Origin of the sequence: Pseudomonas sp. 13B_3.2_Bac1, assembly GCF_025466205.1 — a bacterium.
In the GTDB taxonomy this organism is placed as follows: Bacteria; Pseudomonadota; Gammaproteobacteria; order Pseudomonadales; family Pseudomonadaceae; genus Aquipseudomonas; species Aquipseudomonas fluorescens_H.
Genome location: NZ_JANLOG010000013.1, coordinates 52406 through 65393 on the forward strand (window position 1 = coordinate 52406; position 12988 = coordinate 65393).

Genomic DNA, 12988 nt, shown 5'->3' on the forward strand with positions numbered 1-12988 from the left:
TCAGCGTTGGAGCTGATGGCCCCTTCGCGAGCAAGCCCGCTCCCACATTTGAAATGCATTCCAATGTGGGAGCGGGCTTGCTCGCGAAGAATGCGGCACGGTGCTTCAGACAGAAACACCGCACCACCTACAACTTAGCTATACACCCGGCCAAGGAGCTGCCGATGGCTTTCAAACTGATCGAGCACATCGCGTGTGATCTGCTCCTGCGTGAAGCCCATCAGGTCATAGTCCTGGCTGCCATTGTGCAGATACACCTCGGCGCGGTAGTAACGCTGGCGCGCTTCATCGGACTGGGCCGATTCGGTCGGGGTCGCCAGATAACCATCCAGGCTCACTTCGTAGACGAAAGGGTTGCCCTCTTCCATCTCGACGCGCACGCCCATGCAGCGCTTGGATTTGCCCAGCAGCGTCTGCACTTCCAGACCCTGCGCACGCATTTGTGCAGCAGCGTCTTCCAGCGCCGGGCTGACCTGCTTGTCCATGAAACGCTGCACCACCGATTGGCTCGGTTGCAGGTCCAGTTGCGTCAGACGCTCGCTGAAGCCACGACGCCCGCGCTCGGCCAGTTGCGCCTGCTCCTGTTCGATCTGCACGTCCTGACGCATCGCCTTATGCAGGCCGAACATGAAGAACACCAGCACCACCGAGAACGGCAGACCGGCCAGCACCACCATGGTTTGCATGGCTTCGAAGTTACCGGCGAACAGCAGACCGATGGTCACCAGCGTGATCACCACCGACCAGAAGATCCGCAGCCAGTGCGGCGCATCTTCGTCAACGTTACCGCCCTTGCAGGACAGGTTGGCCATCATCACCGCGCCGGAGTCGGCCGGGGTCAGGAACAGCACGAAACCGACGAAGATCGACACACCGATGACGACTTTCGACGCCGGGTAGTGTTCCAGCAACTGGTAGATCGCCATCGACGGCTGTTCCAGCGCCGTCTTGCCGAGTTCCACCGCCCCCTGGTTCATCACCAGATCCAGCGCCGAGTTACCGAAGATCGACAACCAGGCCAAGGTGAAGCCCAGCGGGATCAGCAGCACGCCGGCCACCAGTTCACGCACGGTACGCCCACGGGAAATACGCGCGATGAACATGCCGACGAATGGCGCCCAGGAAATCCACCACGCCCAGTAGAACAGGGTCCACAGGCCCAGCCAGCGGTCGGACTTGGCGCTGTCGCCTTCATAGACGTACAGGTCGAAGGTCTTCAGCACCACGCCGTTGAGGTAGTCGCCGATGTTCTGCACGAAGCCGTTGAGCAGGTGCAGGGTCGGGCCGAACAGCAGGACGAAAATCAGCAGACCGCTGAACAGCACGATGTTCAGGTTGGACAGACGACGGATGCCGTTTTCCACACCGGACACCGCAGCGATGGTCGCCACGGTGCTCATCACGATGATCACGATCAGCAGGTTGGTGTTGCTGTGTTCCATGCCGAACAGGTTTTCCAGGCCGGAGGACACTTGCAGCGAACCGATCCCCAGGTTGGTCACCAGACCCAGCAGGGTCACGAACATACCGAAGCCGTCCACCGCATGACCGGCGGCGCCCTTGACCCAACGCTCGCCGACCAGCGGATACAGCGCCGAACGCAGGGCCAATGGCTGGTTATGACGGTAAGCGAAGTACGCCACGGCCAGACCGACCAGTGCATAGATCGCCCAGCCGTGCAGGCCCCAGTGCAGGAAGGTCAGCTGTACAGCTTGACGCGCGGCCATGTTGGTGGCCGATGCGCCTTCCGGCGGATTGAAGTAATGATCCAGCGGCTCGGAGGCGCCGAAGTACAGCAGCGAAATACCGATACCCGACGAGAACAACATCCCCGCCCAGGCGCCGTAGCTGAAATCCGGGGTGTCGTCCTTGCTGCCCAGTTTGAGTTTGCCGTAGGAGGAAAACGCCAGGCCCACCACAAACACCAGGTAGGCGGCGATCACCACCATGTAGTACCAGCCGAAGCTGCGCGACAACCAGGCCTGAGCGATACCCAACAATCTGCCGGCCTCTTGCGGGGCGATGATCAGAATGGCGGTCAACAACAGAATCAACGCGGTAGAGGTGTAAAACACCCAACCGTTGACCGTCACCTTCTCGGGCGGGGTCTTTATAAGAGAGGCAGAACTCATGGCACAAATGCTCCAGGCAGTGCGAGAGAAGAACACAAGGCAACACGGAACCCGACCAATCGGTTAGTTGGCAGCCGACCGGCGGGTGATATAAAGACACCCCGAAAAAAGCCCGAACCTGCCGAAATGGCGTTGCGAATCGCTTTCGTGGCCAAAGCTGTGCGGACGTTCATCCGAAACCTGGCCCCGAGCGTCTTGCCCTTTCAACACGTCCATCGAATAGCGAACCGCGCCATGCCCCACGCAGGTTTCAAGCATTTTCGGATGTCGTTTTATCGCCATTTACAAGCAGAAAAAATCTGTAGGCAGCGACGATTTGTCGCAGATCTTATTCTTTGTTGATTGAACGTTCAATCAAAACAAAATAGACTGGCCCTCAATCCGATAGGCGTTTATCGCCCGTCGGAAGGCCTAAGGAGATGTGCAAGATGCCCAAGGTCGGTATGCAACCCATCCGCCGCCAACAACTGATCGAAGCCACGTTGCAAGCGGTCGATCAGGTCGGAATGGGGGACGCCAGCATTGCGCTGATCGCCCGTTTGGCCGGTGTCTCGAATGGCATCATCAGTCATTACTTTCAGGACAAGAACGGCCTGATCGCCGCCACGATGCGGTATCTGATGAACGTCCTCAGCGAGAACGTCACCGCGCGCCGTCAGGCGCTGGCAGACAGCAGCCCACGGGCGCATCTGCAGGTGATCATCGAAGGCAACTTCGACGCCAGCCAGGTCAATGGCCCGGCAATGAAAACCTGGCTGGCCTTCTGGGCCACCAGCATGCACCAGCCGTCTTTGCACAGGTTGCAGCGGATCAACGATCACCGTCTGTATTCCAACCTGTGCTGCGAGTTCCGCCGTGTGTTGCCGCTCGAAGAGGCGCGCAGTGCAGCGCGTGGACTGGCAGCGTTGATCGACGGCTTGTGGTTGCGCGGCGCGCTGTCGGGAGACGCTTTCGACACGGCGCAGGCGCAACAGATCGCTTACGAATACATGGATTTCCAATTGGCCAAGCAGGTGAGCCAGAGCACACAGAAAACGCTCGGCACCTGAACCGCCACCGCAGTTTCAGCGCGGTGGTCGACGCCAACCACTAATGCACTTGCGAGGACACTATGGCCCGTTTCGAACTGCAAAAACTCTACATCGATGGCGCGTACTCCGACGCTGGCAGCGATGCCACCTTCGAAGCCATCAACCCGGCGAACGGTGAAGTCCTCGCCCAAGTGCAACGTGCGACCAAGGAAGACGTCGAGCGCGCAGTGGTCAGCGCTGAAAAGGGCCAGAAAATCTGGGCCGCAATGACCGCCATGGAGCGTTCGCGCATCCTGCGTCGCGCCGTCGACATCCTGCGCGAGCGCAACGATGAACTGGCTGCTCTGGAAACCCTGGACACCGGCAAGGCTTACTCCGAAACCAAATACGTCGACATCGTCACCGGCGCCGACGTGCTGGAATACTACGCAGGCCTCGTGCCGGCGATCGAAGGCGAGCAGATCCCGCTGCGCGACACGTCCTTCGTCTACACCCGTCGCGAGCCGCTGGGCGTGGTCGCCGGTATCGGCGCGTGGAACTACCCGATCCAGATCGCGCTGTGGAAATCCGCACCAGCCCTGGCCGCTGGTAACGCGATGATCTTCAAGCCAAGCGAAGTCACCTCGCTGACCACCCTGAAACTGGCCGAGATCTACACCGAAGCCGGCCTGCCAAACGGCGTGTTCAACGTCCTGACCGGCAGCGGCCGTGAAGTCGGCACCTGGCTGACCGAGCACCCGCGCATCGAAAAAGTCTCCTTCACCGGCGGCACCGACACCGGCAAGAAAGTCATGGCCAGCGCTTCGGCTTCGTCGCTGAAAGACGTGACCATGGAACTGGGCGGCAAGTCGCCGCTGATCATCTGCGACGACGCCGACCTCGATCGCGCCGCCGACACCGCGATGATGGCCAACTTCTACAGCTCCGGTCAGGTTTGCACCAACGGTACTCGCGTGTTCGTACCGAGCCACCTGAAAGCCGCTTTCGAAGCCAAGATCGTCGAGCGCGTAGCGCGCATCCGCATCGGCAACCCGGAAGACGAAAACACCAACTTCGGCCCGCTGGTCAGCTTCGCCCACATGGAAAGCGTGCTGGGCTACATCGCCAAGGGTAAAGAAGAAGGTGCCCGCGTCCTGTGCGGCGGCGAGCGTCTGACCGACGGCGAATTCGCCAAAGGCGCCTTCGTTGCACCGACCGTGTTCACCGATTGCACCGACGAGATGACCATCGTCCGTGAAGAAATCTTTGGCCCGGTGATGGCGATCCTCTCCTACGAGACCGAAGAAGAAGTGATCCGCCGCGCCAACGACACCGACTTCGGCCTGGCCGCCGGTATCGTCACCAAAGACCTGAACCGCGCACACCGCGTGATTCATCAACTGGAAGCCGGTATCTGCTGGATCAACGCCTGGGGCGAGTCCGACGCAAAAATGCCGGTGGGCGGTTACAAGCAGTCGGGCGTGGGTCGTGAAAACGGCATCAGCTCGCTGACCAACTACACACGCATCAAATCGGTACAGGTCGAGCTGGGCGATTACGTTTCGGTGTTCTAAGCCCCGAGTCTTGTATTGCCTGCGAGGGCCTCTTCGCGGGCAAGCCCGCTCCCACAGGTCTGGAGTCGTCCATCAAATCTGTGGCAGCTCCCAATCCTTGTGGGAGCTGGCTTGCCAGCGATTCGAGTGCGCAGCACTCGCCGAGGTCCTACCTGACCACATCTAAAGAGGGTGCATTCAATGTCCCAAGAATTCGATTACATCATCATCGGTGCCGGCTCGGCCGGTAACACCCTGGCGACCCGTCTGACTGAAGACGAAGGCGTCACCGTTCTGCTGCTCGAAGCCGGCGGCCCGGACTACCGTTTTGACTTCCGCACGCAAATGCCGGCTGCACTGGCATTCCCGCTGCAAGGTCGTCGCTACAACTGGGCGTACGAAACCGATCCGGAGCCACACATGGACGGTCGCCGGATGGAATGCGGTCGCGGCAAAGGCCTCGGCGGTTCTTCGCTGATCAACGGCATGTGCTACATCCGTGGCAACGCGATGGACTACGACAACTGGGCGAAACTGCCAGGCCTGGAAGACTGGACCTACCTCGACTGCCTGCCGTACTTCCGTAAAGCGGAAACCCGCGACATCGGCCCGAACGACTACCACGGTGGCGACGGTCCGGTCAGCGTGACCACGCCGAAGGCGGGCAACAACCCGCTGTTCCACGCCATGGTTGAAGCTGGCGTGCAGGCCGGTTACCCGCGCACCGAAGATTTGAACGGTTACCAGCAGGAAGGCTTCGGCCCGATGGACCGCACCGTGACGCCGAACGGCCGTCGTGCTTCCACCGCCCGTGGCTACCTCGACGTCGCCAAGAAGCGGTCGACCCTGACCATCGTCACCCACGCCCTGACCGACAAGATTCTGTTCGAAGGCAAGCGTGCGGTCGGCGTGCGTTACCTGGTCGGTTCGGCGGAAGAGCGCGTTGAAGCCAAAGCACGCAAAGAAGTCCTGCTGTGCTCCGGCGCCATCGCTTCGCCGCAGATTCTGCAGCGCTCCGGTGTCGGCCCGGCAAAACTGCTGGAAAGCCTCGACATCCCGGTGGTCCACGACCTGCCGGGCGTCGGTGAAAACCTGCAGGACCACCTTGAGCTGTACCTGCAATACGCTTGCACCCAACCGGTCTCGCTGTACCCGTCGCTGCTCTGGTACAATCAGCCGGCCATCGGTGCCGAGTGGCTGTTCAACGGTACCGGCATCGGCGCCAGCAACCAGTTCGAAGCCGGCGGTTTCATCCGTACTCGCGAAGAGTTCGAATGGCCGAACATCCAGTACCACTTCCTGCCGGTGGCGATTAACTACAACGGCAGCAACGGTGTGAAAGAGCACGGTTTCCAGGCGCACATGGGTTCCATGCGTTCGCCGAGCCGTGGCCGCATCCAGGTCAAATCCAAGGATCCGCGCCAGCACCCGAGCATCCTGTTCAACTACATGGCCACCGAGCAGGACTGGCAGGAATTCCGTGACGGCATCCGCCTGACCCGCGAAATCATGCAACAGCCGGCACTGGACGCCTTCCGTGGCCGCGAAATCAGCCCGGGCATCGAAGTGCAAACCGATGAGCAGTTGGACAAGTTCATCCGCGAGCACGCCGAAACCGCGTTCCACCCGTCCTGCTCGTGCAAGATGGGCACCGACGAGATGGCCGTAGTGGATGGCGAAGGTCGCGTGCACGGCATGCAGAGCCTGCGTGTGGTCGATGCTTCGATCATGCCGATCATCACCACCGGCAACCTGAACGCGCCGACGATCATGATGGCCGAGAAAATCGCCGACAAGATCCGTGGCCGCAAGCCACTGCCGCGCAGCACCGCTGCCTACTACGTCGCTGGCAATGCGCCGGTGAAAGGCAAGCCGATGCGTGATATCACCCCGGCTGCTCAGTAAGACGTAATACCGAGGCGCTACCTTCGTCGGAACGCCGCCCGGAGACAAGCTCGCTCCCACATTGGAATGCATTTCAAAGGTGGGAGCGAGCTTGCTCGCGAAGGGGCCCTCACATTCAGCACAAATTCCCCTGCTGCACAGTAAATCCTCCTACACCCCCTCTTCACTTGATCCTACCCCCACGCAGGCCTACTCTAGACCTCGCGCAACCGTTTCACCCCTCCCCGCCGAATCGCTTCACCCCGCAACTCCATAACAAGGAGGTTCCCGAATGTTCGATTTCCACCCCCAGCTCAAGCAGCGCTTCGCTGCCTTGCGCACGGGCGCCGAGTTTTTTTCCCTGCGGTATGTACGCGAGTCCGGCCAATACCTGTCGGTGCGCAAGAACGTCGCCGAGCCACCAAGCCTGGGCCGCGACGAAGGGGCGATGCTCACTGTGCGCGTCAACGGCGTTGAAGCCTATGCGGCGACCAACGATCTGTCGCAGCAAGGCCTGCAAGCCGCCCTGGAACGCGCCGAACAGCAGGCCCGGCGACTGAAGCCCCACGCCCTGCTCGACCTGCGCGACCAGCCAGTGTCGAGTGACCGCGCCGATTACTTTTCGCCCAATCTCGAGCAACCCTTCCCGTCCCTGAGCGAATGCTTCGAGCTGCTCGGCGCGGAATCCGCCTCGGTGCCAAAGGATGAGCGCCTGGTGAATTGGGAAGCGAGCATCGGCATCACCCATGTCGAACAGATCTACCTGAGCAGCGCTGGTGCCGAATTGCGCCAGGCCCAGCGCTTCGTCTACCCGAGCCTGGATGTCACCGCCTACGACGGCAACGACAGCCAGACCCGCTCCCTCGGCCGCGAGAACTTCGGCCAGCAGGGCGGCGCGGACGTGATCAGCCGTTGCGGCCTGGTCGGCGCCGGCCCGAAAGTGGCCGATCAGGCCCTGCAACTGCTGCTCGCGCCGAATACCCCGCAAGGCCCGCGCGATCTGTTGCTGATGCCGGACCAGATGATGCTGCAGATCCACGAGTCCATCGGTCATCCGCTGGAGCTGGACCGCATCCTCGGTGACGAACGCAACTACGCCGGCACCAGCTTCGTCAAAACCAGTGACTTCGGCAGCCTGCAATATGGCTCGAAGCTGCTCAACGTGACCTTCGATCCGGACATTCCCGAAGAACTCGCCAGCTACGGCCACGATGACGACGGCACCAAGGCCAGCAAACAATTCCTGATTCGCGAAGGCTTGCTGTTGCGGCCACTGGGCGGCGCGCTGTCGCAGTTCCGCGCCGGTCTCGACGGCGTTGCCAACAGCCGCGCCTGCGGCTGGAACCGGCCGCCGATCGACCGCATGGCCAACCTCAACATCGAGCCGGGCGATCAGTCGCTGACGCAACTGATCAGCGGCATCGAGCATGGCATTCTGATGAGCACCAACCGTTCGTGGTCGATTGACGACGCGCGCAACAAATTCCAGTTCGGTTGCGAGTGGGGTCAGTTGATCGAGAACGGTGAACTTAAAGGTGTGGTGAAAAATCCGAACTACCGGGGCATATCCGCGCACTTCTGGAAGAGTCTGCGCGCGGTCGGCGATGCCGGCACCCGGATGGTGCTGGGCACGCCAAACTGCGGCAAGGGCGAGCCGAACCAGGTGATCCGCGTCGGCCACGCTTCGCCGGCCTGCGTATTCAGCAACGTTGATGTGTTTGGGGGAGACGCCTGATGAGCATTTCGAAGAGTCAGTCCGACGCCTTCAAGGTCATCGTCAATTGGCTGCGCGACAGTGTGCGCGAGCCGGAACAGTTCACGCTCAGCTATGCCGCCGAATCGTCGGCGTTCGTCCGTTTCAACCACGCCAAGGTGCGTCAGGCCGGCCAGGTGCAGCAAGCCGACGTCGGGCTGAAGCTGATCAACGACGGCCGCCACGCTGACCTGCACATCACCCTGTCCGGTGATCAGGAAGCCGATCTGCAACGCCTCGCCGAAGGCCTGCAACAACTGCGCGAAACCCTGCCGCTGCTGCCGCAGGATCCGTACCTGCTGCTCAACCACAACGGCTGGCAGAGCAACAACGTGCAGGAACACCCGTTGCCGGACACCGAGCAGGTGGTCGAGGAAATCTGCACCGCTGCTGAAGGTCTGGATCTGGTCGGTTTCTATGCTGCCGGCCCGATCAGCCGTGGTTTCGCCAGTTCCTCGGGGGCGTTCGGCTGGCATCAAGCCAACAGCTTCAACTTCGACTTCAGCCTGTTCCACGAAAATGGCGAAGCGGTAAAGGCCAGCTACGCCGGGCACGATTGGAGCAGCGAAGGCTTCGCCCGCCGCTTCCAGCAGGCCCGCGAGCAACTGGCGTTCCTCGGTCGACCGTTGCGCACCCTGGCACCGGGGCAATACCGGGCTTATCTGGCGCCGGCCGCGCTGGAAGAAATCATGGGCATGCTCAGTTGGGGCGGTTTCTCGGCGCAGTCGATTGCCAGCAAAAGCAGCCCGCTGCAGAAGCTGTATGTCGGCGATCAGACGTTCAGTCCACTGGTATCGCTGGATGAGAAAGTCAGCGAATCGTTGAGTCCGGCGTTTTCCGCCGAGGGTTATCCGCGCAGCGATCTGCGGCTGATCGTCGAAGGCAAGGCCGGTGATCAATTGGTCGGTTCACGCAGCGCCGCCGAATACGGCCTGACCGCCAACGGTGCCAGCGGCGGCGAATCGCCGAGCGCACTGAACATGGCGGCCGGTGATCTGTCACAGGCAGAGATTCTCAAGCAGTTGGGCACCGGGTTGTACATCAGCAACCTGTGGTACCTGAACTTTTCGGATCAACCGGCGGCACGCCTGACCGGCATGACTCGCTTCGCAACTTTCTGGGTCGAGAACGGCGAGATTCAGGCGCCGGTCAGCACCATGCGTTTCGACGACAGCGCCTACAACCTGCTGGGTTCGCAGCTGGAAGCGTTGACCGCCGAGCGCGAGTTGCTGCTGTCGGCGAGCACGTACAGCCAGCGCAATACCTCGTCGGCACTGCTGCCGGGGGCGCTGGTGAGCCGACTCACGCTAACGCTATAACACTGTGGCGAGGGAGCTTGCTCCCGCTGGGGTGCGAAGCGCCCCCAAAACCTGTCAACTCGGTGTTCCTGTAATACCGGGTTGGCTGAATTTACGGCTGCTGCGCAGCCGAGCGGGAGCAAGCTCCCTCGCCACAAAAGCTTCAAGCCAGGACAAGCATTCGGATCAATAACCCACAAGAGGTTCCATGCCCACACGCCCGCCTCTCGACGCCATTACCGCCCGCTGGTTGCCGTGGGTCGTCGCCATTGCGTTCTTCATGCAATCCCTCGACGGGACTATCCTCAACACCGCGCTGCCGGCCATGGCCAAGGATCTGGCCGAAAACCCGTTGCGCATGCAGGGCGTAGTCATCGCCTACATGCTCACCGTCGCCTTGCTGATTCCGGCCTCGGGCTGGATCGCCGACCGCTTCGGCACCAAGAAAATCTTCTTCGGCGCGATCCTGCTGTTCAGTTTCGGCTCACTGCTCTGCGCGTTATCCAGCAGCCTGACCATGCTGGTCGGCGCGCGGGTCATTCAGGGCCTCGGTGGTGCGCTGATGTTGCCCGTCGGGCGGCTGGTGGTGCTGCGCGCCTACCCGCGTTCGGAACTGGTGCGGATCATGGGGTTCATCACCATTCCCGGTCTGCTCGGCCCGCTGATCGGCCCGACCATGGGCGGCTGGATGGTGCAGTACCTGACGTGGCACTGGATCTTTCTGATCAACCTGCCGGTCGGCCTCATCGGTTGCTACGCGGTGTGGAAATTCATTCCCGACCTGCGCGGCACCGAGCGCACGCGTTTCGATAGCCTCGGTTTCCTGCTGTTCGGCGCGGCGATGATCCTGATCACCATCGCCATGGAAGGCCTGGGCGAACTGCACTTGCCGCACCTGCGGGTGATGTTGCTGCTGTTCGGCGGGCTGGCCTGTCTGGCGGCTTACTGGCTGCGTGCCGGGCGTGTCGAAAATCCACTGTTCTCGCCATCGCTGTTCAAGACCCGGACCTTTGCGGTCGGAATCATCGGCAACCTGTTCGCCCGTCTGGGCAGCGGTGCCCTGCCGTTTCTGGTGCCGTTGCTGCTGCAAGTGGCGCTGGGCTATTCACCGGCGCAAGCCGGGATGAGCATGCTGCCACTGGCGGCGGCGGCAATGATCGCCAAATGGGTGGCGCGACCGCTGATCGAACGTCTTGGCTATCGCATCGTGCTCACCGGCAACACCCTGGCGCTGGGGATCATGCTGGCGAGCATGGGCCTGGTCAGTGAGCAGACGCCTTATTGGCTGTTGCTGTGCCTGCTGGCGATTCTCGGCGCGATCAACTCGCTGCAGTTCACCGCGATGAACACCGTGACCCTGATCGACCTCGACGACGCCAGTGCCAGCAGCGGCAACAGCTTGCTGTCGGTGGTGGCGCAATTGTCGCTGAGTCTGGGGGTGGCCTGCGCCGGTGCGCTGCTTGGCGGGTTTACGGCGGAGATCGGCAACGACGGTGTCGAAACCGTGCTGGGCGCGTTCCAGCTGACATTTGTCACGGTCGGAGTGATGGCGATGCTGGCGGCGACGATCTTCTCGCAACTGTCGAAAGAGGACGGCCGCCGGGTCAAACGCCCGGATGAACATCCGGATGAACACATCGAACACTGACCAAACAGCGAAGGCCTTTGTGGCGAGGGAGCTTGCTCCCGCTGGACTGCGCAGCAGTCCCCCCGCTTTTTGAGTTGAAGAGCGGGGCCGCTTCGCGCCCCAGCGGGAGCAAGCTCCCTCGCCACAGATAAATCACCTTGCCTCGGGTTTTAGTCACTGTTCGTCCAGAACTTTCGAGGAAAGTGGCACGGGGCTGCTACACTGCGCGACATTTTGTTTTGCAGGCCAGTCCCGTGACCACCATCGCCACCGCTTTTAATACTCTGCCGCTGTCCGCCGCCATGCTGGCTAACCTCGAATCCCTCGGTTATGCCCAGATGACGCCGATCCAGGCGCAGAGCTTGCCGGTGATCCTCAAGGGGATGGACCTGATCGCCCAGGCCAAGACCGGCAGCGGCAAGACCGCCGCGTTCGGCATCGGCCTGCTCAACCCGATCAACCCGCGCTACTTCGGTTGCCAGGCGCTGGTGATCTGCCCGACCCGTGAGCTGGCCGACCAGGTCGCCAAGGAAGTCCGGCGTCTGGCCCGTGCCGAGGACAACATCAAGGTCCTGACCCTGTGCGGCGGCGTGTCGTTCGGCCCGCAGATCGCTTCGCTGGAGCACGGCGCGCACATCATCGTCGGCACCCCGGGACGTATCCAGCAGCACCTGCGCAAGGGTTCGCTGGTGCTCGACGGTCTGAACACGCTGATCCTCGACGAAGCCGACCGCTTGCTCGACATGGGCTTCTACGACGCCATCGAAGACATCATCGAAAAGACTCCGGCACGCCGTCAGACGCTGCTGTTCTCCGCCACTTATCCGGTGGGCATCAAGCAACTGGCGTCGAAATTCATGCGTGATCCGCAAACGGTGAAAGCCGAAGCGTTCCATGACGACACGCAGATCGAACAGCGTTTCTACGAAATTTCTCCGGAAGAGCGCATGAGCGCAGTGACCAAAGTCCTGCACCACTTCCGCCCGGACTCCTGCGTGGCGTTCTGCTTCACCAAGCAGCAGGTGCAGGAAACCGTCGATCACCTGACCTCCAAAGGCATCTCCGCCGTCGGCCTGCATGGCGATCTGGAACAGCGTGACCGCGACCAGGTGCTGGCGATGTTCGCCAACCGCAGTACGTCGGTCCTGGTCGCCACCGACGTGGCCGCCCGTGGTCTGGACATCGATGCGCTGGACATGGTGATCAACGTCGAGTTGGCCCGTGACTCGGAAATCCACATTCACCGCGTTGGCCGTACCGGTCGTGCCGGCGAGAAAGGCATCGCGGTCAGCCTCGTTGCGCCGTCCGAAGCGCATCGCGCGCAAGCCATCGAACAGCTGCAGAAAGCTCCGCTGAACTGGGATCAGGTCGACAACCTCAAGTCCCAGGGCGGCGCCCCGCTGCAGCCACCGATGAGCACGCTGTGCATCGCCGGCGGGCGTAAAGACAAAGTGCGTCCGGGCGATATCCTCGGCGCACTGACCGGCGACGCCGGCATCCCGGGCGCGCAGGTCGGCAAGATCGCGATCTTCGACTTCCAGTCATATGTGGCCGTTGAACGCACCGTGGTCATGCAGGCGCTGCAGCGCTTGAACAACGGCAAGATCAAGGGCCGTTCGCTGCGCGTGCGGGTTTTGTAAACGATCTTCGCCCCAAAGAAGATCTCCTGTGGGAGCGGGCTTGCTCGCGAATGCAATCTGTCAGTCGACATCATGTTGAATGACACACCGC

At 61.6% G+C, this 12988-nt stretch carries 8 protein-coding genes; 7 read left to right on the forward strand and 1 reads right to left on the reverse strand.

Translation table 11 applies throughout. The features are described 5' to 3' along the window. Positions 1-134 precede the first annotated feature (134 nt). Positions 135-2132 carry a choline BCCT transporter BetT gene (gene betT, locus NTD85_RS02305; RefSeq protein ID WP_262141323.1) on the reverse strand — a complete coding sequence of 666 codons (1998 nt, stop codon included), beginning with the start codon at positions 2130-2132 and terminating at the stop codon, positions 135-137. A gap of 428 nt (positions 2133-2560) precedes the next feature. Here betT and betI point away from each other — a divergent pair, with 428 nt between their 5' ends. The 7 genes from betI to dbpA all read left to right on the forward strand — a co-directional run bounded on the left by betI (position 2561) and on the right by dbpA (position 12897). Then, complete coding sequence (gene betI, locus NTD85_RS02310; protein WP_003228996.1) at positions 2561-3181, forward strand: transcriptional regulator BetI; 621 nt, start codon at positions 2561-2563, stop codon at positions 3179-3181. A 62-nt stretch (positions 3182-3243) separates the two neighbouring features. Then, positions 3244-4716, forward strand: a complete 1473-nt coding sequence (betB, locus tag NTD85_RS02315; RefSeq protein WP_003228997.1) for a betaine-aldehyde dehydrogenase — start codon at positions 3244-3246, stop codon at positions 4714-4716. A 180-nt stretch (positions 4717-4896) separates the two neighbouring features. Next, positions 4897-6600, forward strand: coding sequence for a choline dehydrogenase (gene betA / locus NTD85_RS02320; RefSeq protein WP_262141324.1), 1704 nt, complete (start codon positions 4897-4899; stop codon positions 6598-6600). 271 nt (positions 6601-6871) lie between these two features. Then, positions 6872-8314: a TldD/PmbA family protein gene (locus tag NTD85_RS02325; RefSeq protein WP_262141325.1), complete on the forward strand. Its 1443-nt coding sequence runs from the start codon at positions 6872-6874 to the stop codon at positions 8312-8314. Further along, the gene (locus NTD85_RS02330) at positions 8314-9651 is read left to right on the forward strand and encodes a TldD/PmbA family protein (RefSeq protein ID WP_103485212.1); all 1338 of its coding nucleotides are present in this window, start codon (positions 8314-8316) and stop codon (positions 9649-9651) included. The genes NTD85_RS02325 and NTD85_RS02330 overlap by 1 nt, the downstream gene beginning before the upstream one ends. Before the next feature lie 187 nt (positions 9652-9838). After that, entirely contained in the window at positions 9839-11278 is a 1440-nt protein-coding gene (mdtD, locus tag NTD85_RS02335) for a multidrug transporter subunit MdtD (RefSeq protein WP_201136380.1), read from the forward strand. Positions 11279-11511: 233 nt separating this feature from the next. Further along, a complete protein-coding gene (dbpA, locus tag NTD85_RS02340) occupies positions 11512-12897 on the forward strand; it encodes an ATP-dependent RNA helicase DbpA (RefSeq protein ID WP_262141326.1) in 1386 nt (461 codons plus the stop codon). Positions 12898-12988 lie beyond the last annotated feature (91 nt).

Excerpts from the sequence above, each read along its gene's own strand:
- mdtD (WP_201136380.1), top strand. The coding sequence starts at position 9,839 with ATGCCCACACGCCCGCCTCTCGACGCCATTACCGCCCGCTGGTTGCCG.
- NTD85_RS02325 (WP_262141325.1), top strand. The coding sequence starts at position 6,872 with ATGTTCGATTTCCACCCCCAGCTCAAGCAGCGCTTCGCTGCCTTGCGC.
- betI (WP_003228996.1), top strand. The coding sequence starts at position 2,561 with ATGCCCAAGGTCGGTATGCAACCCATCCGCCGCCAACAACTGATCGAA.
- NTD85_RS02330 (WP_103485212.1), top strand. The coding sequence starts at position 8,314 with ATGAGCATTTCGAAGAGTCAGTCCGACGCCTTCAAGGTCATCGTCAAT.
- betA (WP_262141324.1), top strand. The coding sequence starts at position 4,897 with ATGTCCCAAGAATTCGATTACATCATCATCGGTGCCGGCTCGGCCGGT.
- betT (WP_262141323.1), bottom strand. The coding sequence starts at position 2,132 with ATGAGTTCTGCCTCTCTTATAAAGACCCCGCCCGAGAAGGTGACGGTC.
- betB (WP_003228997.1), top strand. The coding sequence starts at position 3,244 with ATGGCCCGTTTCGAACTGCAAAAACTCTACATCGATGGCGCGTACTCC.